Annotated in this window: 21 protein-coding genes and 1 pseudogene; 12 read left to right on the top strand and 10 right to left on the bottom strand. The window is 70.9% G+C overall.

What is annotated here, in order from left to right:
• Positions 1 to 11: 11 nt before the first annotated feature.
• On the top strand, positions 12 to 797 hold the full coding sequence (locus ACZ4UV_RS34210) for a hypothetical protein (protein ID WP_467843243.1): 786 nt from the start codon (positions 12 to 14) through the stop codon (positions 795 to 797).
• An 88-nt stretch (positions 798 to 885) separates the two neighbouring features.
• On the opposite strand, the gene ACZ4UV_RS34215 is transcribed toward ACZ4UV_RS34210, so the two are convergent.
• Entirely contained in the window at positions 886 to 3,285 is a 2,400-nt protein-coding gene (locus ACZ4UV_RS34215) for an HAD-IC family P-type ATPase (RefSeq protein WP_467843246.1), read from the bottom strand.
• Between the two features lie 317 nt (positions 3,286 to 3,602).
• A complete protein-coding gene (locus ACZ4UV_RS34220) occupies positions 3,603 to 3,857 on the bottom strand; it encodes a DUF2530 domain-containing protein (protein WP_293989033.1) in 255 nt (84 codons plus the stop codon).
• Between the two features lie 112 nt (positions 3,858 to 3,969).
• Between ACZ4UV_RS34220 and ACZ4UV_RS34225 the strand changes: the two genes are divergently transcribed.
• Positions 3,970 to 5,421, top strand: a complete 1,452-nt coding sequence (locus tag ACZ4UV_RS34225) for an NCS2 family permease (protein WP_451020904.1) — start codon at positions 3,970 to 3,972, stop codon at positions 5,419 to 5,421.
• A gap of 10 nt (positions 5,422 to 5,431) precedes the next feature.
• Here ACZ4UV_RS34225 and ACZ4UV_RS34230 read toward each other — a convergent pair whose 3' ends face one another.
• Positions 5,432 to 5,626: a ribbon-helix-helix protein, CopG family gene (locus ACZ4UV_RS34230; RefSeq protein WP_451020905.1), complete on the bottom strand. Its 195-nt coding sequence runs from the start codon at positions 5,624 to 5,626 to the stop codon at positions 5,432 to 5,434.
• Between the two features lie 181 nt (positions 5,627 to 5,807).
• On the opposite strand from ACZ4UV_RS34230, the gene ACZ4UV_RS34235 reads away from it, so the two are divergent.
• Positions 5,808 to 6,245, top strand: coding sequence for a MarR family winged helix-turn-helix transcriptional regulator (locus ACZ4UV_RS34235; RefSeq protein WP_351484269.1), 438 nt, complete (start codon positions 5,808 to 5,810; stop codon positions 6,243 to 6,245).
• 29 nt (positions 6,246 to 6,274) lie between these two features.
• A complete protein-coding gene (locus tag ACZ4UV_RS34240) occupies positions 6,275 to 7,624 on the top strand; it encodes an MFS transporter (protein WP_467843252.1) in 1,350 nt (449 codons plus the stop codon).
• 36 nt (positions 7,625 to 7,660) lie between these two features.
• Here the strand turns inward: ACZ4UV_RS34240 and ACZ4UV_RS34245 are convergent, their stop codons facing one another.
• Positions 7,661 to 8,203, bottom strand: coding sequence for a GNAT family N-acetyltransferase (locus ACZ4UV_RS34245; protein WP_451020906.1), 543 nt, complete (start codon positions 8,201 to 8,203; stop codon positions 7,661 to 7,663).
• 69 nt (positions 8,204 to 8,272) lie between these two features.
• On the opposite strand from ACZ4UV_RS34245, the gene thpR reads away from it, so the two are divergent.
• Entirely contained in the window at positions 8,273 to 8,845 is a 573-nt protein-coding gene (gene thpR / locus ACZ4UV_RS34250) for an RNA 2',3'-cyclic phosphodiesterase (protein WP_451020907.1), read from the top strand.
• A gap of 231 nt (positions 8,846 to 9,076) precedes the next feature.
• On the opposite strand, the gene ACZ4UV_RS34255 is transcribed toward thpR, so the two are convergent.
• The 3 genes from ACZ4UV_RS34255 to ACZ4UV_RS34265 form a co-directional block, all read right to left on the bottom strand.
• A complete protein-coding gene (locus ACZ4UV_RS34255) occupies positions 9,077 to 10,069 on the bottom strand; it encodes an aldo/keto reductase (protein WP_467843257.1) in 993 nt (330 codons plus the stop codon).
• Positions 10,070 to 10,211: 142 nt separating this feature from the next.
• Entirely contained in the window at positions 10,212 to 10,799 is a 588-nt protein-coding gene (locus tag ACZ4UV_RS34260; protein WP_467843260.1) for a Uma2 family endonuclease, read from the bottom strand.
• 88 nt (positions 10,800 to 10,887) lie between these two features.
• On the bottom strand, positions 10,888 to 11,571 hold the full coding sequence (locus ACZ4UV_RS34265; protein WP_451020910.1) for a GDSL-type esterase/lipase family protein: 684 nt from the start codon (positions 11,569 to 11,571) through the stop codon (positions 10,888 to 10,890).
• Between the two features lie 94 nt (positions 11,572 to 11,665).
• On the opposite strand from ACZ4UV_RS34265, the gene ACZ4UV_RS34270 reads away from it, so the two are divergent.
• Together ACZ4UV_RS34270 and ACZ4UV_RS34275 are read left to right on the top strand one after the other, a co-directional pair.
• Positions 11,666 to 12,664, top strand: coding sequence for a TolB-like translocation protein (locus tag ACZ4UV_RS34270; protein ID WP_451020911.1), 999 nt, complete (start codon positions 11,666 to 11,668; stop codon positions 12,662 to 12,664).
• 135 nt (positions 12,665 to 12,799) lie between these two features.
• The gene (locus ACZ4UV_RS34275) at positions 12,800 to 13,336 is read left to right on the top strand and encodes a hypothetical protein (protein WP_451020912.1); all 537 of its coding nucleotides are present in this window, start codon (positions 12,800 to 12,802) and stop codon (positions 13,334 to 13,336) included.
• A 39-nt stretch (positions 13,337 to 13,375) separates the two neighbouring features.
• Here the strand turns inward: ACZ4UV_RS34275 and ACZ4UV_RS34280 are convergent, their stop codons facing one another.
• A complete protein-coding gene (locus ACZ4UV_RS34280; protein WP_451020913.1) occupies positions 13,376 to 14,677 on the bottom strand; it encodes an RNA-guided endonuclease InsQ/TnpB family protein in 1,302 nt (433 codons plus the stop codon).
• Positions 14,678 to 14,952: 275 nt separating this feature from the next.
• Here ACZ4UV_RS34280 and ACZ4UV_RS34285 point away from each other — a divergent pair.
• Together ACZ4UV_RS34285 and gcvH are read left to right on the top strand one after the other, a co-directional pair.
• Positions 14,953 to 15,126 (top strand): annotated as a pseudogene (locus ACZ4UV_RS34285) (cellulose binding domain-containing protein); the annotation flags it as partial.
• 161 nt (positions 15,127 to 15,287) lie between these two features.
• Complete coding sequence (gene gcvH, locus ACZ4UV_RS34290; RefSeq protein ID WP_467843265.1) at positions 15,288 to 15,674, top strand: glycine cleavage system protein GcvH; 387 nt, start codon at positions 15,288 to 15,290, stop codon at positions 15,672 to 15,674.
• A gap of 56 nt (positions 15,675 to 15,730) precedes the next feature.
• On the opposite strand, the gene ACZ4UV_RS34295 is transcribed toward gcvH, so the two are convergent.
• A complete protein-coding gene (locus tag ACZ4UV_RS34295; RefSeq protein ID WP_451020059.1) occupies positions 15,731 to 16,213 on the bottom strand; it encodes a hypothetical protein in 483 nt (160 codons plus the stop codon).
• Between the two features lie 152 nt (positions 16,214 to 16,365).
• Positions 16,366 to 17,484 carry a phosphoserine transaminase gene (gene serC / locus ACZ4UV_RS34300; protein ID WP_390042032.1) on the bottom strand — a complete coding sequence of 373 codons (1,119 nt, stop codon included), beginning with the start codon at positions 17,482 to 17,484 and terminating at the stop codon, positions 16,366 to 16,368.
• Positions 17,485 to 17,630: 146 nt separating this feature from the next.
• Here serC and ACZ4UV_RS34305 point away from each other — a divergent pair, with 146 nt between their 5' ends.
• From ACZ4UV_RS34305 to ACZ4UV_RS34315, 3 genes are all read left to right on the top strand, one after another.
• Positions 17,631 to 20,708, top strand: coding sequence for an FAD-binding and (Fe-S)-binding domain-containing protein (locus ACZ4UV_RS34305; protein ID WP_467843268.1), 3,078 nt, complete (start codon positions 17,631 to 17,633; stop codon positions 20,706 to 20,708).
• A complete protein-coding gene (locus ACZ4UV_RS34310; protein ID WP_451020062.1) occupies positions 20,705 to 21,469 on the top strand; it encodes a metallophosphoesterase family protein in 765 nt (254 codons plus the stop codon). Before ACZ4UV_RS34305 ends, ACZ4UV_RS34310 begins: the two co-directional genes overlap by 4 nt.
• 199 nt (positions 21,470 to 21,668) lie before the next feature.
• Complete coding sequence (locus ACZ4UV_RS34315; protein WP_467843270.1) at positions 21,669 to 22,796, top strand: lipid II:glycine glycyltransferase FemX; 1,128 nt, start codon at positions 21,669 to 21,671, stop codon at positions 22,794 to 22,796.
• The last annotated feature ends 186 nt before the right edge of the window (positions 22,797 to 22,982 follow it).

The raw sequence follows: 22,982 nt of genomic DNA on the forward strand, positions 1-22,982 counted from the left end.
CTGGGGAATTCATGCGCATTCGTGCCACTGTGGCCGCCGTCTCCGGCGCCCTGGCCCTCTCGGCGTTCGTCGCCCCCGCCGCGCACGCCGCCGGCAGCTCGCCGGACGTCACCTTCTCCAACATGAAGGTCAACAAGGGCAGCAGCATGGTCGTCGGCACGGCCAAGACCTCCTTCTCGGTCACGTACACCGTGACGCACGCGGCGAGCCTGCCCGCGACCGACTTCGCCACCGGCCCGGTCCTCTACCGCGGCAGCTCCGTGACGTCGCCGAGCGACCTCTTCGCCACCGACGACGAGGGCACCTGCACCGCCGCTTCCTCTACCGTTCTCAACTGCAAGGCCACCCTCGTCTTCACGGTCGGCGGGGACTGGGACCTGGACAACTCCGAGGCGGGCTCCTGGACCCTCGGCGGCATCGCCGCCGACAAGGACAGCAACGTCAAGTGGGTCGGCGGCCTGGGCACCACCAAGATCCTGCGCGCCACCAAGCTGACGGTCAACGCCACCCCCGAGCCGGTCAAGAAGGGCAAGACCGTCACGGTCACCGGCTCCCTGACCCGCGCCAACTGGGACACCCACAAGTACGGCGCCTACGGCAGCCAGTCGGTGAAGCTTCAGTTCCGCAAGAAGAGCTCCACCACCTACACCACCCTGAAGACCATCAAGGCCTCCTCCACGGGCGCCCTGAAGACGACGACCACCGCGACGGTCGACGGCTACTACCGCTACTCCTTCGCGGGCTCCTCGACGAGCCCGGCGGTCAGCGCCACGGGCGACTACGTCGACGTACAGTAGGAAGCGCCCTTAGGGGCAGCGCCCCTAAGGGGCGCGGGGAACTGCGCGACCAGCCCCCACCGGGCCCGCGCAGTCCCCTCAGACCGCATCACACCGGGAACCTCCGCTCCACCCACTTCCAAAGAAGCTCCAGCACCGCCGACCCCACCACGGCCACCCCGACGGCAGTCCACGGCATCGCCACCCCCACCAGCTTCAGCGCGAAGAAACTCTGCAGCGCCGGCACGGCCAGTACGAACACGAAGGCCACGCCCATCGACGCCACCAGCGCCACCCGCCACCAGGTGTACGGCCGCGCGATGATCGCCAGCACCCACAGCGAGACCAGGAACAGGGTCAGGGTCGCGGCACTGGTCTCGGCGTCCAGGGACCCGGTCCCCGTGTAGTAGTGGCGGGCGACCAGGTACGTCACGAAGGTCGCGACGCCGGCCACCACACCCCCCGGGACCGAGTACCGCATCACCCGGCGGACGAAGTGCGGCTGGGCCCGTTCCTTGTTCGGCGCCAGGGCGAGGAAGAAGGCCGGGATGCCGATCGTCAGGGTCGACAGAAGCGTCAGGTGCCGGGGCAGGAACGGGTACTCGACCCGCCAGCAGACCACGAGCAACGCGAGCAGCACCGAGTACACCGTCTTGACCAGGAACAGCGTGGCGACCCTGGTGATGTTGCCGATCACCCGCCGCCCCTCGGCCACCACCGAGGGCAGCGTGGCGAAGCTGTTGTTGAGCAGGACGATCTGGGCGACCGCCCGGGTCGCCTCGGAGCCCGAGCCCATCGAGACACCGATGTCGGCGTCCTTCAGGGCGAGTACGTCGTTCACGCCGTCGCCGGTCATGGCGACGGTGTGCCCGCGGGACTGCAACGCGCCCACCATCTCCCGCTTCTGCTGCGGGGTGACCCGTCCGAAGACCGTGCCCGAGTCGAGTGCCTCGGCCATCCCGTCCCGTTCGGCCGGCAGCCGGCGTGCGTCCACCGTCGTACCGCTGAGGCCGAGTTTCGCCGCGACGGCGCCGACGGACACCGCGTTGTCACCGGAGATGACCTTGGCGCGGACGTCCTGGTCGGCGAAGTAGCGGAGGGTGTCGGCGGCGTCCGGGCGGAGCCGCTGCTCCAGGACCACCAGCGCGGTGGCTTCGGCGCCCTGCGCCACCCCCGGGTCGTCGAGGTCCCGGCCGGCGCGGGCGAGCAGCAGCACCCGCAGTCCCTGCTCGTTGAGGCGAACGGTTTCGGCCAGTGCCGGGTCGTCGGCGCCGAGGAGCACGTCCGGCGCCCCCAGCAACCAGGTGCTCAGCTCCCCGTCGCCCTCGCTGAAGGTCGCCCCGCTGTACTTGCGGGCGGAGGAGAAGGGCAGCGACTCCACGCACCGCCAGTCCTCGCTGTCCGGGTAGGCGTCGATGATCGCCTGGAGGGAGGCGTTGGGGCGCGGGTCGGACTCGCCGAGCGAGCCCAGCACCTTGCGTACGTACGTCTCGTCGACGCCGTCCAGCGCCCGCAGCTGGGTGACGTCCATGCCGCCCTCGGTGAGGGTGCCGGTCTTGTCGAGGCAGACGGTGTCGATCCGGGCGAGACCCTCGATCGCGGGGAGCTCCTGGACCAGGCACTGCTGGCGGCCGAGCCGGATCACGCCGATCGCGAAGGCGACGGAGGTGAGCAGGACCAGGCCCTCGGGGACCATCGGGACGATGCCGCCGACCGTGCGGGCGACGGCGTCCTTGAGGCCGTTGTTCTTCACGACCAGCTGCGTGGCGACCAGGCCGATCGCGGCCGGGACCATCATCCAGGTCACGTACTTGAGGATGGTCGAGATACCGGAGCGCAGCTCGGAGTGGACGAGCGTGAACCTGGACGCCTCCTCGGCGAGCTGGGCCGCGTAGGCCTCCCGGCCGACCTTCGTCGCGGCGAAGGCGCCGCCGCCGGCCACCACGAAGGAGCCCGACATCACCTGGTCGCCGGGGTGTTTGACGACCGGGTCGGCCTCACCGGTGAGCAGCGACTCGTCGATCTCGAGGCCGTCGGCCTCCGCGCAGACCCCGTCCACGACGATCTTGTCGCCGGGACCGATCTCGATCAGGTCGCCGAGCACGATCTCGCTCGTACTCACTTCGACGGCGGCCCCGTCCCGGCGCACGGTCGGCCGCGACTCGCCTATCACCGCGAGCGAGTCCAGGGTCTTCTTCGCCCGCCACTCCTGCACGATGCCGATGCCCGTGTTGGCGAGGATCACGAAGCCGAACAGGCTGTCCTGGATCGGCGCCACGACCAGCATGATCAGCCACAGCACGCCGATGATCGCGTTGAACCGGGTGAAGACGTTCGCGCGCACGATCTCGCCGAACGAGCGGCTGCTGCGGACCGGTACGTCGTTCACCTGGCCGCGCGCGATCCGCTCCGCGACCTCGGCGGTTGTCAGGCCGGTCGCCCGCACGGGCGCCGGCAACGGTACGGGATGCACAGGGTCGAGCTCGGCGCCCGCGTCGATGTGCTGCATGCATTCGACGGTACGTGCGGATTTGCGGGTTCACCTGCCGAGTGCCCGGAAGATCCGACCAGGGGAGGACCGAAGTCGTGCGCAGGTTGTAGACACCGGGACCCTTTGCCCACCCGCCCGCCCGACTCGGTCCCCCGAAAAGCGGGGCCGGCCTCCGGCCGACCCGGCGTCCACGGTCGAGTCCTGCTCCGCGTTCCCGTCGGGTCGTCCGGTGTTCGAGGGCGCGAGGCCGGCGTGTGTTCCCTTCGGTTCCGCCCGACGTCCGAGGGGGCGCTTCTGGCCGGCCTCGCGGTGAATGCCTACCTCGCGGTGAATGCCTACTCGGCCGTCGCCCGGTGCGCCTTGATCGCCGCGTCGCGTCGCTTCACGTAGTACACGCCGATCAGGCCGAGGCCGCCGCCGGCCAGGCAGGTCCAGATCCACCAGGTGTGGCCGTGGTCGGAGTACCAGCCGTAGAAGGGGAGCTGGGCCAGGAAGAGGACGAACCAGATGATCGTGCCGCCGATGATCGTCGGGACGACAGGGCCCTCGAGGGGCTCCGGTGCCTCGTGCTGGGGGGTCCACTTCGCCATGGCGCTCAGCATACGCACCCCAAGGGTCTACGCGCGGAGATAGCGATCTAGACATCATACGTTCATACTGAAACCGTTTGTGTCTGACTACTTCTTATCGTAGGAACCTACAATGTCGAGCCCGGCTTCCACTCAGGCCCCCGCCCCCGAACAGCCGGGTGCGACCCCCGCGTACGGCGCGCTGGATCGTTACTTCAAGATCTCCGAGCGGGGCAGCACCCTGGCCCGCGAGGTGCGCGGCGGCTTCGCCACGTTCTTCGCGATGGCGTACATCATCGTGCTGAACCCGATCATCCTCGGCAGCGCGAAGGACATGTACGGCCACCAGCTCGACCACGGTCAGCTGGTCACCGCCACGGTCATCACCGCGGCCTTCACGACGCTGCTGATGGGCGTCATCGGCAACGTCCCGATCGCGCTCGCCGCCGGCCTCGGCGTGAACTCCGTCGTCGCGCTCCAGCTGGCCCCCCGGATGTCCTGGCCGGACGCCATGGGCATGGTGGTACTGGCCGGCATCGTCGTGATGCTGCTGGTCGCCAGCGGTCTGCGCGAGCGCGTGATGAACGCCGTCCCCTACAGCCTGCGCAAGGCGATCTCGATCGGTATCGGCCTGTTCATCATGCTGATCGGTCTGGTGGACTCCGGCTTCGTCACCCGCATCCCGGACGTCGCCCAGACCACCGTCCCGCTCCAGCTCGGCGCCGACGGTCACCTCAACGGCTGGCCGGTGCTCGTCTTCGTGCTCGGCGTGCTGCTGACCCTCGCGCTGATCGTCCGCAAGGTCTCCGGCGCGATCCTGATCTCGATCGTCGCGATGACCGTGCTCGCGCTGGTCATCAACGCCGTCGCGCATGTGACGACCTGGGGCCTGACCGTCCCGAAGTGGCCCGGCAACCCGGCCGCCACCCCGGACTTCGGCCTGCTCGGCAAGGTCAGCCTCTTCGGCGGCTTCGGCAAGGTCGGCGTGCTGACCGGCATCCTCTTCGTCTTCACGGTCCTGCTGTCCTGCTTCTTCGACGCCATGGGCACGATCATGGGCGTCAGCGACGAGGCCAAGCTGACCGACGCCCAGGGCTACATGCCGGGCATCAACAAGGTCCTCTTCATCGACGGTGTCGCGGTCGCGGTCGGCGGTGCCAGCTCGTCCTCCGCCACCACCTGCTTCGTCGAGTCGACGGCCGGCGTCGGCGAGGGTGCCCGCACCGGCTTCGCCAACGTCGTCACGGGCGGCCTGTTCGCCGTGGCGCTGTTCCTCACCCCCGTCGCCACGATGGTCCCGTCGCAGGCGGCCACCCCGGCGCTGTTCGCGGTGGGCTTCCTGATCCTGGCCGGGTCGATCAAGGAGATCGACTGGGCCGACTACACGCTCGCGATCCCGGCCTTCGTGACCATGGTCATGATGCCGTTCACCTACTCGATCACGAACGGCATCGGCATGGGCTTCATCACCTTCGTGGTGCTGCGCCTGGCGGCCGGCCGGGCCAGGGAGATCCCGGTCGCGATGTACGTGGTCTCGGCGGTGTTCGCCTTCTACTACCTGATGCCGGCCCTCGGCCTCACGTGACCTCCCGCGGTCAGGTGACCTTCACCTGGTTGCCGTAGAACCTCTCCGTCTCCTCGACGGCGGCCGAGAACCGCTCGTCGAAGTCGTCCCGAATGAGCGTCCGGACCACGTAGTCCTGGACGCTCATTCCTCTTTTCGCCGCATGACACCGGAGCCGTTCGAGCAGCTCCCCGTCTATACGCAGGCTGAGCACACTGGTCCCCATGCATACGAGGGCGCCACATTCGCGCGCCCGGTGCGTCACTTTCCGGATCCGGCTCACTCGTAAGGGTGATGCGATGTTTTCTGGGGGTGCCCCCAGACCCCCGGATTCAGTGGCCGAGGTCACGGGCACATCGGCGCGGCGGAGTGGTCTTTAGGCAGAGTAATGAGTTACTCTAAAGAACATGCCGGACCTTACCCATGGCGACGACGCGGCCGCCGTGAACTCCCTCCGCTCCGCCGTGATGCGACTCTCGCGACGGCTCAAGCACCAGCGGGTCGACGAGTCACTGAGCCCCACCGAGATGTCGGTGCTGGGCACCCTCTCCAACTGCGGCCAGGCCACCCCCGGTGAGCTGGCCCGCAAGGAGCACGTCCAGCCGCCTTCGATGACCCGCATCGTGGCGCTGCTGGAGGCCAAGGGCCTGGTCCGGCTGGAGCCGCACCCCGAGGACCGGCGCCAGAAGGTCGTCACCAAGACCGAACAGGCCGAGGCGATGCTCGAGGAGAGCCGCGCCAAGCGCAACGCGTTCCTGGCCGGCCTGGTCGACGGCCTCGACGAGGACGAGTGGGCGAAACTCCGCGCCGCCGCCCCCGTGCTGGAGAAGCTCGCACACCTGTAACAGCCGATAGAAGGAGGAGGCGAATCCGTTTGAGTACGGGACCCGGAACACCTTCCGCCCCCGCACCGACCGCCCCTACTACCCCCGCAGCCCGTAGGTCCTCGATGTTCAGCTCGCTGAAGGTCAGGAACTACCGGCTGTTCTTCGCCGGCCAGGTCGTCTCGAACATAGGCACCTGGATGCAGCGCATCGCGCAGGACTGGCTGGTCCTCAGCCTCACCGGCTCCGCGACCGCCGTCGGCGTCACCACCGCCCTGCAGTTCCTGCCGATGCTGCTCTTCGGCCTCTACGGCGGCGTCCTGGTCGACCGCCTCAACAAGCGGCGCGCCCTCCTCGTCACCCAGACCTCGATGGCCCTGACCGGCGTCGCGCTGGCGCTGCTGACCCTCTCCGGCCACGTCCAGGTCTGGCACGTCTACCTCGCCGCCTTCGCCGTCGGCCTCGCCACGGTCGTCGACAACCCGGCCCGCCAGTCCTTCGTCTCCGAGATGGTCGGCCCGGACCAGCTGCAGAACGCGGTCAGCCTGAACTCCGCCAACTTCCAGTCCGCCCGCCTGGTCGGCCCGGCCGTCGCCGGCCTCATGATCACCGGCGTGGGCACCGGCTGGGCGTTCCTCTTCAACGGCCTGTCCTTCGTGGCCCCCCTCGTCGGCCTGCTGCTCATGCGCGCCCGTGACCTGCACGTCGTCCGGCGCGCCCCGAAGGGGAAGGGCCAGCTCAGAGAGGGCCTGCGCTATGTCGCCGGCCGCCCGGACCTGACCTGGACCATCATCCTGATCGGGTTCATCGGCACCTTCGGCTTCAACTTCCCGGTCTACCTCTCCGCCTTCGCGGACGACGTCTTCCACGCGGGCGCCGGCTCCTACAGCCTCTTCAACACCCTGATGGCGGCCGGCTCCCTGGCCGGCGCCCTGCTCGCGGCCAGACGCGGCACGGCCAAGCTGCGCGTGATGCTCGCGGCGGCGGTCGCCTTCGGCGGCCTGGAGCTGGTGGCCGCGACCGCGCCCTCCCTCTGGCTGTTCTCCCTGCTCATGGTCCCGATCGGCATGTTCGGCATGACGGTCAACGTCACCGCCAACACCACCGTCCAGATGGGCACCGACCCGGCCATGCGGGGCCGGGTGATGGCCCTCTACATGATGGTGTTCATGGGCGGCTCACCCATCGGCGCCCCCATCGCCGGCTGGATCACGGACACCTACGGCGTCCGGGCGGGCCTCGCCGTCGGCGGTGCGATCGCCGCGGCCGCGGCGATCGGCATCGGCCTCGTCCTGGCCCGGGTCGGCAACCTCCGCCTGTCGGTCGGCTGGCACGGCGGTCACCCGCGGGTCCGTTTCGTCCCGAGAGAACAGCAGGAAGAGCTCGCGCCGGCCGCCTGAGGCAGGTACGGCGGTGGGAGCCGGCCCGGAGGCGGACTACAGCCTCCGGGCCAGCACCTGTCCCGGCCAGTCGTCGTCGCCCGGCACGCTGACGGCGAAGGTCTCGGTCGGGGTGAAGCCGTTGCTCTCGTAGAAGGCGACCAGCTTGCGGTCGTCGCCCGCGTAGCAGTCGACCCGCAGCAGCGAGATCCCGGCCCGGCGGGTCTCCGCGGCCGCGTGGGCGAGCAGCGCGGCGCCGGTGCCGGCGCCCTTGAACCGGCGGTCCGAGGCCAGGATGTGGATGTACCGCTCGGGCTCGTCGACGGGCGCGAGGTAGGGGCCGGGCGCGTCGGTGAGGGTGAGGGTGGCGGCCGGGACGCCGTCGTACTCGGCGATGTAGGGGCTGCCCTCCGCGAAGTACCGGGTGATCATCTCCACCGCCTTCGGGTTCTCGGACCAGGGAGTGGTGCCCCATTGCCTGGTCCGCCCCTGGGCCGCCAGCCACGCCACGGCGCTGTCGAACATCCCGAGGACCACCGGGATGTCGTCGGCGCGGCCGTCCCGGATCCTGATCTTCCCGTTGGTCTCCGTGCTCTCCATACTCTCCATGCAGCGATTCACGCCGCCGCACGTCCCGCGCGCAATCGTTTTTTTGGCAGGGTTGCCTCCATGAGACTCTTCGCAGCCGTGCTGCCCCCGCCGGAGGTGGCCGCCGAACTCGCCGCCGAGGTCGACCGGTTGAAGCGGCTGCCCGGCGCGCAGGCGCTGCGCTGGACCGGCCGCCCCGGCTGGCACTACACGCTCGCGTTCTACGGCGAGGTCGACGACGACGTCGTACCGGCCCTGTCGGAGCGCCTCGCCCGCGCCGCCCACCGCACCCCGCCCTTCGCGCTGGCCGTCGCGGGCGGCGGGCAGTTCGGACACGGCAGGGCCCTGTGGGCCGGGGCCGAGGGCGACCTGGACACCCTCCGCCTGCTGGCCGACCGCACGGAGGCGGCGGCCCGGAAGGCGGGCCTGCCGATGGGGGAGCACCGCCGCTACAAGGCCCACCTGACGGTGGCCCGCAGCCGGGACGCGGTACAGGTACGGCCGTACGTCGCGCTGCTCGCGGAGTTCGCGAGCCGGACCTGGACGGTCGGGGAGCTGGCGCTGGTGCGGAGCAGTCTGCCGACGTCGGGGGTGCCGGGGGAGCAGCCGCGGTACGAGGTGGTCGCCCGCTGGGAGCTGGGGGCGGCCGGTTAGGCTCGTTGCCGTGGACCCGAAGACCAGGAACCGGATCATGGCCGGTGCGCTCGTGTTGTTGTTCGTGGTGGTTGCCGTGGCCTCTGCGATGAGGTGAGGGCCGGCTGGGGCAGGGGGAACTGCGGCCGGTTTTCGGCTGCGGGCAGTCGGTGGCTGGTCGCTCAGCTCCTCCCCCAGCCTTCGGCCGGGGGTGCCCACAGCGCCCCTTACGGGGCGCTGCCCCTTGCGGTGTTACCAGGCGAAGGCCTCCGGGGAGGGGCCCGGGCCCGGGAAGATCTCGTCCAGGCCGTCCAGCAGGTCCGCGCTCAGTTCGAGCTCCACGGCCCGCAGCGCCGACTCCAGCTGCTCGGCGGTCCGGGGGCCGACGATCGGGCCGGTCACCCCCGGACGCGTGAGCAGCCAGGCCAGGGCGGCCTCGCCCGGCTCGACGCCGTGCTTGTCCAGCAGGTCCTCGTAGGCCTGGATCTGGGCGCGGATGGTGGTGTTGGCGAGGGAGTCGGCGGCCCGGCCAGTGGCCCGGCGCCCGCCCTCGACCTCCTTCTTGATCACACCGCCGAGCAGTCCGCCGTGCAGCGGCGACCAGGGGATGACCCCGAGGCCGTACTCCTGCGCGGCCGGGATGACCTCCATCTCGGCACGGCGCTCGGCGAGGTTGTAGAGGCACTGCTCGCTGACCAGCCCGATGGTCCCGCCGCGCCGGGCGGCGATCTCGTTGGCCTGGGCAATCTTGTAGCCGGGGAAGTTGGAGGAGCCGACGTAGAGGATCTTCCCCTGCGTGACGAGGGTGTCGATCGCCTGCCAGATCTCCTCGAAGGGGGTCCGCCGGTCGACGTGGTGGAACTGGTAGACGTCGATGTAGTCGGTCTGCAGCCGCTTGAGGCTGGCGTCGACCGCGCGCCGGATGTTCAGCGCGGAGAGCTTGTCGTGGTTGGGCCAGGCGTCGCCGTCGGCGGCCATGTTGCCGTACACCTTGGTGGCGAGCACGACCTTGTCGCGGTGGACGGGGCTCTTGGCGAACCAGTTGCCGATGATCTCCTCGGTCCGCCCCTTGTTCTCACCCCACCCGTACACGTTGGCCGTGTCGAAGAAGTTGATGCCGGCGTCGAGAGCCGCGTCCATGATCGCGTGACTGTCGGCCTCGTCGGTCTGCGGGCCGAAGTTCATGGTGCCGAGGACGAGTCGGCTGACCTTGAGTCCGGTACGTCCGAGCTGCGTGTACTTCATGGTCACCCAGCCAACGGCGTGGAGTGCGCTCTAAGCAAGGACCTGGAGTCAGTTGGCCGTAGGTTCCGCGAGGAGGCCCACGTCGACCGGGCAAGCGCGCCCCGCGGTGCCGGAGTCGCCGGCCGGCTCCCCGGCGGGAGAGCTAGTCGCTCGGGAACTCGTCGGTCTTGAGGACGAGGTTCACCACCGTGCCGGTCAGATCGATGTCGGTGCCGAAGTCCACCCGCGTCTCGGTCGTGTAGTCGTCGCCCTTGGGGTTGGTGTAGACGTGGCAGCGGCGCTGGTAGGGGTCGGCGATCAGGTAGACGGGGACCTCGGCCACGGCGTACGCGGTCTTCTTGAGGCCGTAGTCGTTGGCCGCGGTGCCCTTGGAGATGACCTCGGCGACGAACTCGACGTCCTGATGCCGCCAGAGCCCGCTGTCCGTCTTGGCGGCGTCCGCGGCCATCACCGTCACGTCCGACGCGAACCCGTTGAGGTGCCCCGGGTAGTCGATACGGACGTCGGACTTGACCCGCTTCCGGGGATACTTGGTCCGCAACTGCTCGTAGATGTCCGCGATGATCTCCCAGTGGGTGTCCCGCTGTGGCGACATGAAGACGGTCCCCTCGACGATCTCGACCTTGTATCCCTCGGGGGCGGGCATCTTCTCGATCTGCTCGAACAGCTCGTCGAGCGTGATCTCGTCGTCGCTCTTGGCCATCGCGATCCTGTCTTCGAGGACGGTCATCCTGGCGCTCCTCCCCGGCTGCCCTCCGCACGAGTGCAGCCGCGCGGTTCAACGATACGCAGGGTGACCGGGAAGCGGCCGAATTCGGTCAGCTCGTTCCGGCCGCGTACTCCCCGCCCAGGTCCCAGCCCTGCCACATCGCCTCCGCGAACGCCCCCGCGATCCGGTGCTCGCCGCTCGCGTTCGGGTGCGTGCCGTCGTAGGTGTCCGTGCGGATGTCGTACGGCTCCGGCGGCGCGGCCATGAGGACCGGGGAGCGGGGCTCGTCCAGGTCGGCCGCCGCCTTCGCCAGGAGTTCGTTGAACAGGGTCACCTGTTCCGCGAACGGCTCGTCCGTCGTCGCGCGGACGTTCGGGATCACCGGCAGCAGCACCATGTGGATGCCCGCGTTGGCCTCCCGCGCCGCCGTGACGAAGGTCCGTGCGTTCGCCGCCGTCTGCTCGGCGTTCGTGTAGAAGCCCAGGTCGATCAGGCCGAGGGAGACGAGGAGGACGTCGGCGCGGCAGGAGCGCACCGCCTCCCCGATCAGCGGCGCCATGTGCAGCCAGCCCTCGCCCCAGCCGGCCAGGTGGCCGCGGGGGAAGCCGGGGTCGGCGTAGGCGTACGAGGTGGGCGCGTCGGCCTGCTTGTCGTACAGCGTCTCGCGGGGGCCGACCAGCGTGAACGGGCCGCCGTACGTCTCGCACAGGTGCTGCCACATGCGGTACCGCCATGTGTGCTCGCCCGCGCTGCCGATCGTCATCGAGTCCCCGACGGGCATGAACCTGAGCATCCGCTCATGATGGACGATCAGCGCGAGCGGCGGGGTGTGAGGACCGACACGTCCGCCGCGTTCGCACACAGCGCGGGATGGCAGGCTTGGGCCCATGCGTCCACGATCGCTCGCCCTCCTCGCCGGTGTCCTGCTCACGGGTGCCCTCGCCGCCGCACCCGCCTCCGCCGCCGCCGGCGCCGGTGACAAGGGATTCACGATCAACGACCCGCGCATCGCCGAGTCCAGCGGCCTCGCCGCCTCCCACCTGCACCCCGGCATCTACTGGACGCACAACGACAGCGGCGACGGCCCGTACATCTACGCCGTCGACAGCGCGACCGGGAAGACCGTCGCGAGGATCACGCTCAGCGGGGTCGGTACGCCCCGTGACGTCGAGGCCATCTCCATCGGCCCGGACAACCAGATCTACGTCGGCGACATCGGCGACAACCTCGACGGCAGCTGGCCCTACGTCTGGATCTACCGGCTGCCCGAGCCGAGGAAACTGGTCGACCAGACCGTCCGGGCCACGCAGTACGTCGTCAAGTACGCGAACGGCGCCCGGAACGCCGAGTCGCTCGTCGTGCACCCCAAGACCGGGCGGGTGTACATCATCGACAAGAAGGAGGACGGCGGGCACCTGTACGAGGGCCCGGCGACCCTTTCCCCGACCGGTACGAACATCTTCAAGCCCGTCGCCGCCGTCGACCTGTGGGCCACCGACGCCGCCTTCTCACCCGACGGCACGCAACTCGCCGTACGCGGCTACTTCGGCGGCATCTACTACGACTGGAACGGCGGGAAGATCAAGCGCGAGGGGCGGCTCGACGTGCCGCTCCAGAAACAGGGCGAGTCGATCACCTACTCCGCCGACGGCACCAAGCTGATGTACGGGAGCGAGGGCGCCGACAGCCCGGTGCAGGCCCAGGACGTGCCGGGCGGGTCGGGCAAGGCGTCGCCGTCGTCGGGCGGCGGGAGTTCGGCCGCGGGCAAGGACGACGGCGGGTTCGCGGGCGGTGGGGCCAAGACCGGTGCCATCGTGATCGGGGCCGCCGTGCTCGCCTTTTTCGGGCTGCGGCGGCTGCGCCGCCCCTCCGCACGCCGGCACTGACCCGGCGCCGGACGTCACCCTTCCGGGTCACCCGCGGGGCGGACCTACCCGGGTCAGGGCAGGGTGGGAACCGTCCTGCGGGACGGGGGCACCGACAGGGTGAACCGGGTACCGCCTCACGGAATGGGAACACCCATGCGCCGCACCGCCCCGCGTCTGGCCGGGAACATCTGCCTGCTCATGGCCGCCCTGAGCCTGACCGTCCCAGTGGCTGCCGGTACCGCCTCCGCCGCGTCCGCCACCTCCGAGCCCGCCCGGACGGCCCGCGCCGCTGCTGTCCCCCTCCCGCAGTTCCGCTCGTTCAGGCTGCCGATCAGCGGCACCTTCACCGGCCCGAGCGAGAAGATCACCCTCACGGGCACCCTCGACGTCACCGTCGTCACCATCCCGAACGCCGCGGGCGGCGGCACCGCCCAGATCATCAGCAGCCTGGACGACGCTTCCGGCACCGGTGCCACCAGCCACAGGACGTACGACCTCGTCGGCGCGCACCGGGACGACCAGCCCTTCTCGGCGGCGGCGACCACGACGCTCACGGCCAGGCCCCCCTTCCTGCTGATCTCGCCCGTCGTGCCGCCCAACCCGGTCCGGTCCATCCTGGTCTCGGTCACCGTCGGCAGCACCGGCGTGATCGGCGCCGTCACCGCCACGGTCAGTTCCCCGGCGCCCTGAGGTGGGGCGCCGACTCCTTCCATTGACATCCTCCCCGTCTTAAGAGACGGGGATTTCAACCCGGGTGGGTTGAGGTTCACGGGTGCTCGAACGGCTGGTGGCCGCTGTCGCCCCTCCGGCACCGGCTGATGGCCGGGGGCGGGGGATTCCGCCCTGTCCTGCCGCGACGTTGATACTTGCGTTCTCATCCGCGTTGCAGGTGAACCCGCAGGACACGCAGACGAAGTCGGCTTGGCTCTTGCGCGACTTCTTCTCGATCCATCCGCAGGCACTGCACCGCAGACTCGTGTAAGGCGCGGGAACGTCCTCGACCCGGCCGGGGGCCTTGTGCTCTGTGCGCCGCCTCAGCAGGCCCCAGCCCTGGGCGAGGATGCCCCGGTTCAGCCCGGCCTTCTGCCTGACCTTCTTGCCGGGCTGTTCCGCGGTTCCCTTCGTGGAGCGGGTCATGTTCTTGATGTTCAGCTTCTCGAACCGCACCAGGTCGTAGCTGCGGGCGAGCATGGTGCTGGTCTTCTCGCACCAGTCCTTTCGCCGGTTCACCTCACGGGCCTTGAGTCCGGCGACTCTCGCGTACGCGGCGGCCTTGCGAGCGCTGCCCTTCGGAGCCCGGGCCGCGCGGTGCTCGTGCTTGCGGATCTGTGCCCGCTCCTTGACCGTGAGCTGAGGGCAGTTCAGCTTCCGCCCGTCCGACAGGGCCGCCGTGATCCTCACGCCCCGGTCGATACCGATGACCTCACCCGTGCCTGGCGCGTCGACCGGCTCGGGGATGACCGCGAACGCGATATGCCACTGACCGCTGCGGCAGGTGACGCGAAACGTCTTCGCAGCGGGAAGCCCCGCGCCCTTGCCCTTGACACTGAGGCGGAAACGGACCCAGCCACAGCCGGGCACCTTGACCTGCGCCCACCGTCGGCTGAGCTTCCGTACGCACACGGAGCGGCCCATGACCTGCTTACCGGTCTTCTGGTTCAGCTTGGGGCTGCCGTCCGGCTCGTACTCGGGTACGCGGTCGGTACCGATGACGCGGAAGCCCTCGTGCTCATGCTTCCTGCGCCAGGTCGGCTCGCCGAAGCCGGAGGTGAAACGGGCGTTCTTGGCTGTGGCGAAGTCCTTCAGGGCCTGCTGCTGCACGTCCGCGTTCCCGGCCTCCAGCCACTCGTTGTCCCGCCGGGCCTCGGTGAGCTGACGGCACTGCTCGGCGAAACCGGGCGCGGACCTGCGGCCCGGCCTCCAGTGCCCGTGCTGCTCGACGGCCAGATTCCAGACGTAGCGTGCGTGCGCGCAGTGCAGGATCATCTGCTCCGCCTGCGCGGGCGTCGGGTACATCCGGAACCGTGACATGCCGCGAACCTAGCCCGCACGTTCCCCAACCGCGCACACCATCGACCAGCATCACCCGAGCGAGTGACAGCTCCCGCCAGCCGCCCCGACAGGCCACCAGCCACCCGATCTCACCCCCCATTACCACCGCCTGTGCATGGCCACCCTCAGCGTCATAGGCGTTGACGCTGAATCACCCTGACGGTGGTTCGGTTTCTTCTGCCCCGCTTGGCGGGAGCGGGCATTCACCCCGGCCCCTGGGGCCAGGCATCCTGCCCGAGAGCAAGGTGGGGCGGTCGCAGCAGGTGACGAACATGTGGAACGCGTCGTACACCCAGAGCGGGGCGACCGTGACGGCGGTCAACGCCTCCCACAACGGCGCGATCCCGGCCGGCGGGTCGGCGAGCTTCGGCTTCGGGGGCGCTCCCGGGGGTGGGGGTGTGCCGGCGGTGACCTGTACGGCGTCGTGAAGCGGCGGCGTGGTGCGGTGGCGTGGTGCGGTGGGCGTCACCCGGGTGGCGGACCGTGATGCCCGAAATACACGGCTCCGGGGAGCGGTGCCGCAGGCTGTTCCCGCCGGCCGTCGACAGGGGCGGCCGGACACCGCACCACGACGGCTGATGGAGCTGACATGTCCAACGTGCCCGCCGACCTCCGCTACACCGACGACCACGAGTGGATCCGCACCGAGGCCGACGGCAGCATGACCGTCGGCATCACCGACCACGCCCAGAAGAACCTCGGCGACATCGTCTTCTTCGAGCTGCCCGAAGTCGGCAGGAAGATCCAGGCGGGTGAACCCGTCGGCACGGTGGAGTCGGTCAAGGCGGCGTCCGACATCTTCAGTCCGTTCGACGGCGAGATCGTCGCGATCAACGAGGACGTCGTCGACAGCCCCGAAGAGGTCAACGCCGAGCCCTACGCGATGTGGCTCTTCAGGATCAAGGCCAAGGGCGGGGCGTCCTCCAACGGGCTGCTCGACGCGAAGGCGTACGCGAAGCTCGTCGACGGGCAGTGAACGCCCGAGGGGCGCCCGGTGCACCCGCACCGGGCGCCCCTCGTCGCTCCCGGCGCTCAGCCCCGCACCGGCCTGACCGCGTGCCGGCGGCGTGGCTTGGGGGCGTCCAGCAGGCTGACGCCGTTGTAGACGCGGCTCCGGATGAAGAGCGCGGGTGTGACGGCGAACGTGACGAAGATCGAGACGATGCTGACGGGGAACAGGGTCGGCAGCGACTGGCCCTCGGGCAGGGTCTTGCCGCCCTCGTGGACGGCGTAGGCGAAGGCCGCGAAGAAGGCGATCACGCAGAGGGCGGCCAGGACGCCGAAGACGACCCTGGTCCGGCGGGCGTGCGCCTCGGTGCGGACCTCGGCCAGCAGGGACGCGTCGCAGACGGGGCAGGTGAGCTCCACGGTCTGCTTGCCGGACTGCGGCCGGCGTACCCGGAAGACGTTGTCCTTCCAGGTGATGCGCCGGGTACGGACGAGGAAACCCGTGACCTTGTCGCTCAGGATGTGGCGCACCCCTACCTCGACGGTGCCCGGTATCGGTCTGTTCATGTGCGCGTGGATCTCCTTCGTCGCATGGGGCACACAGTGTCCGGTGTGCGACGAAGGAGACTCAACTGCCCGCGGAAGGCTTTGCCTTGATCATGCCTTCCGGGTAAACCAGCAGCTTGTTACGGGAGTTGCCGGGCAGGGTCGCCGAGCCCCTACAGCTTCTCGATCACGTAGTCGACGCACTTCGTCAGCGCCTCGACGTCCGCCGGGTCGATCGCCGGGAACATCGCGATGCGCAGCTGGTTGCGGCCGAGCTTGCGGTAGGGCTCGGTGTCGACGACGCCGTTGGCGCGCAGCACCTTGGCGACGGCGGCCGCGTCGATCTCGTCGGCGAAGTCGATCGTGCCGATGACCTGCGAGCGCTTGGCCGGGTCGGCGACGAACGGGGTGGCGTACTTGGACTCCTCGGCCCAGGTGTACAGACGGGTCGAGGAGTCCTTCGTGCGGGCCGTCGACCAGGCGAGGCCGCCCTGGCCGTTGAGCCACTCCAGCTGCTGGTCGAGCAGGAAGAGGGTGGCGAGGGCCGGGGTGTTGTACGTCTGGTTCTTGCGGGAGTTGTCGATCGCCGTGGGGAGGCTGAAGAACTCCGGGACGTGGCGGCCGGACGCGTGGACGCGCTCGGCGCGCTCGATCGCGGCCGGGGAGAAGACGCCGATCCACAGGCCGCCGTCGGAGGCGAAGGACTTCTGCGGGGCGAAGTAGTAGACGTCGGTCTCGGCGACGTCGACCGGGAGGCCGCCGGCGCCGGAGGTGGCGTCCACGAGGACGAGCGCGCCCTCGTCGGCGCCCGCGACCCGCCTGATCGGCATGGCGACACCGGTGGAGGTCTCGTTGTGCGTGAACGCGTACACGTCGACCCCGGCCTCGGCCTGCGGCTCCGGGTGGGTGCCCGGGTCGGAGGCGATGACGGTGGGCTCGGCCAGCCAGGGGGCGAGCTTGGCGGCCTTGGCGAACTTGGAGGAGAACTCGCCGAAATTGAGGTGCTGCGACTTGCTGTCGATCAGGCCGTGGGTGGCGACGTCCCAGAAGGCGGTGGAGCCGCCGTTGCCGAGGACGACCTCGTAGCCGTCCGGGAGGGAGAACAGGGCGCTGATGCCCTCGCGGACCCGGCCGACCAGGTTCTTGACCGGGGCCTGGCGGTGCGAGGTGCCCATCAGGGAGGTACCGGTGGCGGCCAGCGCGTCCAGCGCTTCCGTCCGCACCTTGGAGGGGCCAGCGCCGAAGCGTCCGTCGGCGGGCTTGATGTCAGCGGGGATCTGGATGTCAGCCACGGGGTGAGGTTAGCCGGTGGGGGAAACCTGGGCGAAACCTCGTCCGTCGGGTGAGACGCGTGCGGGTGCGCCTGCGCGGGGCGGGGCACCGGGCCGACGTGCGCGCGAGCGGGTCGTATCGCCGGGCGGGCTGGTTGAGTGGACGCATGTCGGAATTCTCGGAACTCGAGGCGGAACTGCGCAGTGCCGTCCGGGGTGAGGTCGGCTTCGATGTCACGTCCCGGGCGCTGGTCACCATGGACGCGTCCAACTACCGGCGGGTTCCGGCCGGGGTGGTGGCTCCCCGGGACGCGGACGACGTGGCGGCCGTACTGGAGCTGTGCCGGGCCCGTGGCGTACCGGTGGTGGCCCGGGGCGGCGGCACGTCGATCGCGGGCCAGGCGACGGGCACGGGCGTGGTCCTGGACTTCACCCGCCACATGAACCGCCTGGTCGGCCTCGATACGGTCACCCGTACGGCCGTCGTCCAGCCGGGTCTGGTCCTCGACCGCCTCCAGGAGGCCGCCGCCCCGCACGGCCTGCGCTTCGGCCCGGACCCCTCCACGCACGGCCGCTGCACGCTCGGCGGGATGATCGGCAACAACTCCTGCGGGTCGCATTCGGTGGCCTGGGGGACGACGGCGGACAGCGTCCGGGAGCTGGACGTGATCACTGCGCGGGGGCGGCGGCTGCGGCTGGGGCGGGACTGGGCCGGGGCGCCGGACGGCCTGCGGGAGCTGGCCGAGGGGGAGCTGGCGCGCCTGCGCACGGGCTTCCCCGACCTCCCCCGCCGTATCTCCGGCTACGCCCTGGACGCCCTCCTCCCCGAGAAGGGCGCGGACGTCGCCCGGTCCTTCTGCGGCAGCGAGGGCACGCTGGGGATCCTGACGGAGGCGACCGTACGGCTCGTGGCGGCGCCACGCGCGCGTGCGCTGGCGGTGCTCGGCTACGGCGACGAGAGCGCGGCGGCGGAGGCCGCGGCCGGGCTGCTGCCGTACGGCCCCCTCACCGTCGAGGGCATGGCGGCCGACCTGGTGCCGTCCCCGGCCGGACTGCCCCGGGGCGGCGCCTGGCTGTTCGTCGAGACGGGCGGGGAGACGGCGGCGGAGGCACGCGCGCGTGCGGAGACGGTCGTCCGGGCCGCGGACGTCCTCGACGCGCTGGTCGTCACCGACGCGGCCGGGCAGCGCGCGCTGTGGCGCATCCGCGAGGACGCCTCCGGTACGGCGACGCGGCTGTCGGACGGCAGTGAGGCCTGGCCCGGCTGGGAGGACTGCGCGGTGCCGCCGGCCCGCCTGGGCGCGTACCTGCGTGACTTCCGGGCCCTGCTGACGGCCCACCACCTGCGCGGCACGCCGTACGGCCACTTCGGCGACGGCTGCATCCACGTCCGTATCGACTTCGACCTGCTGAGCGAGGCCGGCGTGGCCCGCTTCCGCCGTTTCTCGGAGGAACTGGCGGACGTGGTGGTGGCGCACGGCGGGTCCCTGTCCGGGGAGCACGGGGACGGGCAGGCGCGGGCGGAACTCCTCCCGAGGATGTACGGCGCGGAGACGGTGGCGCTGTTCGAGCGGGCGAAGGGGGTGTGGGACCCGGACGACCTCCTGAACCCGGGCATGCTGGTCCGCCCCGCCCCCCTGGACACGAACCTCCGCTTCGCCGTCCTCCCGCGCGAGCCGATCCCCGTCGCCTTCGGGTACCCCGCCGACGGCGGCGACTTCTCGGCGGCGGTCCGCCGCTGCGTGGGCGTGGCGAAGTGCCGTACGACCGAGCCGTCCGGCGCGTCCGTCATGTGCCCGTCCTTCCGGGCCACGGGCGAGGAGGCGCACTCCACGCGCGGCCGGGCCCGGCTGCTGCACGAGATGCTGGCGGGCGAACTGGTGACGGACGGCTGGCGCTCGACGGAGGTCCGCGACGCCCTCGACCTCTGCCTGTCCTGCAAGGGCTGCCGGTCGGACTGCCCGGTCGGGGTGGACATGGCGACGTACAAGGCGGAGTTCCTGCACCACCACTACGCCGGTCGGCGCCGCCCGGCCGCCCACTACAGCATGGGCCGGCTGCCGAGGTGGCTGCGCCTGGTGGCCCGGACCCGCACGGCACGGCTGGTCAACGCGCTCGTCTCCCTGCGCCCCCTGGCGGCGCTCGCCAAGCGGCTGGGCGGGATCGCACCGGAGCGGCGGATCCCGCGCCTGGCGGCGGAACCGTTCAGCCGCTGGGAGCGGCGGCGGGAGCGCGGGCGGCTGCGCGCGTGGCGGGCGGACGCGCGGGCGGGACGGGAGCCGGACCTCCCGAGGCGGCCGGCGTTCCTGTGGCCGGACACGTTCACCGAGCACCTGTCGCCCTCCGTGGGCCGTGCCGCCGTACGGGTCCTGGAGGCGGCGGGCGTGGGGGTCGTGGCCCTGCCGACCCGGCCGTTGAGGGCGCGGCGATCGGCCGACGGCGGGCTGGAGGGCTACGGCATGTCCCTGCTGAATCCGCGCCGGACCCGCGCCTGCTGCGGCCTGACGTATCTCTCGACGGGCCAACTGGACCGGGCCCGTGCGGTGTTGCGCGAGACTCTGGACCTGCTGGAGCCGTTGCTGCTGCTGCCGTCGGACGTGGACGCCGCCGAGGGGCGCGGGGCGGAGCCGGACGCGAACCCTGGCCTTGGCCCTGACGCTGACCTTGACCTTGACCCGGAGCCGGAGCCGGAGCCGGAGCCGGAGTCCGAGTCCGAGTCGGGTCCGGAAGACGGATTCCCGGACCCCCCGCCGTTCGTCGTCCTGGAGCCCAGCTGCGCCGCCGCTCTCCGCAGCGACCTGCCGGAGCTGCTCCCCGACGACCCCCGGGCGGCCCGCCTCGCCGCGCGCGTGCTCACCTTCGCGGAGACACTGGAACGCCTGGCCCCCGACTGGACCCCGCCCCGCCTGGAGCGTCCGGTCACCGGCCAGACCCACTGCCACCAGCACGCGGTCCTCGGCGACGCCCCCGACCGCCGCCTCCGCGAGTCCGCCGGCCTCACCGGCGCCCTCGCCGGCGGCTGCTGCGGCCTGGCCGGCAACTTCGGCTTCGAGAAAGGCCACTTCGAGGTGTCGAGGACCTGCGCGGAGGAACAGCTCCTGCCGGCGGTTCGGGACGCGGAACCGGGCACGGTGATCCTCGCGGACGGCTTCTCCTGCCGGACCCAGCTGGAACAGCTGGCGGGGGTGCGCGGAAAACACCTGGCGGAGGTGCTGGCGGAGGGGCTGGAAGGGGAGGGGGAGTGACGGGCGGCGAGACCGGGCTCGGCCGGGTGGCGGTGCTCTCCGACGTCCACGGGGTGCTCCCGGCGTTGGAGGCGGTACTGGCCGAGCCGGACGTGGCCGCGGCCGACCGCATCGTCCTGACCGGCGACATCACGGCGGGTCCCCAGCCGGCCGAGACGATCGACGTGCTGCGGGACCTGGGCGACCGGGTGCTGTGGCTGTCGGGGAACGCCGACCGGGAGCTGGTCGAGTACCGCAGAGGAGAGCGCACCGAGATCCCGGATCCGATAGGCCCGTTCGCGGCGGACGCGCTCCGCGACGACCAGGTCGACTTCCTGGCCGCACTGCCCGTGACGGCCACCCTGACGATCCGGGGCCTCGGCCGGGTCCTCTTCTGCCACGCGACCCCGCGCGACGACGAGGAGATCGTCCTGGTCGACTCCCCCCTGGACCGCTGGGCGGAGGTCTTCGCCGCCGTCGCCCCCGACATCGGCACGGTCGTCTGCGGCCACACCCACATGCCCTACACCCGCCTCGCCCACGGCCGCCTGGTCGTCAACCCCGGCAGCGTCGGCATGCCGTACGGCCGCCCCGGCGCCCACTGGTGCCTCCTCGGCCCCGGCACCGACCTGCGGGTCACGCCGTACGACAGGGCGGCGGCGGTGACCCGCCTGGTGCGGGAGTGCGCCTACCCGGAGATCGCCGAGTGGGCCGACTACTTCATTCACGCCCACGCGACGGACGCGGAGGTACTGGCGGCCTGGGGGCGCCCGACGGCATGAGCCGTGCGCTGTCCCCCGGCCGCCGCCGACACGCCCTCGCCCACCTGCGCGGCGAAACGATTCCCGGCAGGCGTGCGTCTGTTGTTCTTGATGCCGACGCCACCGGTCCCGTGCGCCGCCCTGTCCGCGGCCCCGTCCGCCGTTCCGGCCGGTGGGCGTCGCCAGTGAGCCGTCGCCGACCTGTCCAGGAGCTCCGCCCATGACCGCAGTCCTTCGCCTCCGGCCCGTCTCCCGTGCCGAGCATCTCGCCTTCGCCGGGTCCCGTCCTTCCGTGAGCCATATGCAGCTGCCGTCCTGGGGGGACGTGAAGCCCGACTGGGAGGCCGAGAGCCTGGGGTGGTTCGACGGGGAAGGGCGGATCGTCGGGGCCGGGCTGGTGCTGCTGCGGGCGGTGCCCCGGGTGAAGCGGTATCTGGCGTACCTGCCGGAGGGGCCCGCCATCGACTGGCACGACCCGGAGCCGGAGCGGTGGCTCGACCCGCTGCTGGCGTATCTGAAGGGCCGCGGGGCGTTCGCGGTGAAGATGGGGCCGCCGGTCGTCGTACGGCGGTGGAGTGCGGAGGCGGTGAAGGAGGCCGTCGCCGATCCGGCCGCCCGGCGGCTGGGGGACACCGAGCCGACGTCGTACGACGCCCGTGGCGCCGGCCTCGCCGAACGGCTGCGCCGCGCGGGGTGGCGGCAGGCCGAGGCGGGCGGGGAGGAGGGGTTCGCGGCCGGGCAGCCCCGGTACGTGTTCCAGGTGCCGTTCGCCGGGCGGTCGTTGGAGGACATCCAGCGCGGGCTCAACCAGCAGTGGCGGCGCAACGTGAAGAAGGCGGAGAAGGCCGGGGTCAAGGTGGTGCGCGGCGGGTACGAGGACCTGCCCGCCTTCTACGGCCTGTACACGGAGACCGCCGAGCGCGACCGCTTCGTCGCGCGCCCCCTCGCCTACTTCCAGCGCATGTGGACCGCGCTCACCGCCGAACACCCCGACCGCATGCGCCTCTACCTCGCCCACCACGACGGCGACGTCCTCGCCGCGGCCACCATGCTCACCGTCGGCGACCACGTCTGGTACTCCTACGGCGCCTCCACCAGCCGCCGGCGCGAGGTCCAGCCCAACAACGCCATGCAGTGGCGGATGATGTGCGACGCCCACGAACTCGGCGCCGCCGTCTACGACTTCAGGGGCATCACCGACACCCTGGAGGAGTCCAACCACCTGCTGGGGCTGCTCCGCTTCAAGGTGGGCACCGGCGGCGAGGCCGTCGAGTACGTCGGGGAGTGGGACTTCCCGCTCAACAGGCTGCTCCACAAGGCGTTCGACCTGTACATGGCCCGCCGCTGAGGCCTGCCCGGGGTGCGGCGAGCGCCTGCCCCGGGCTCCTTCCGCCCACCTTCATAAGGTGGCTCTCAGGTTCATAAGAGAACTCTCAGGTTCGGGGTCGTTATACAGCTGTTACCCAGGTATTCACAGCACCTGTTTGCCGTTCGCAAGCCGACTTTGCCGTTGCTTGGGTTCTGGGCCGTGTAA

This window comes from Streptomyces sp. NPDC028289 (assembly GCF_055565975.1).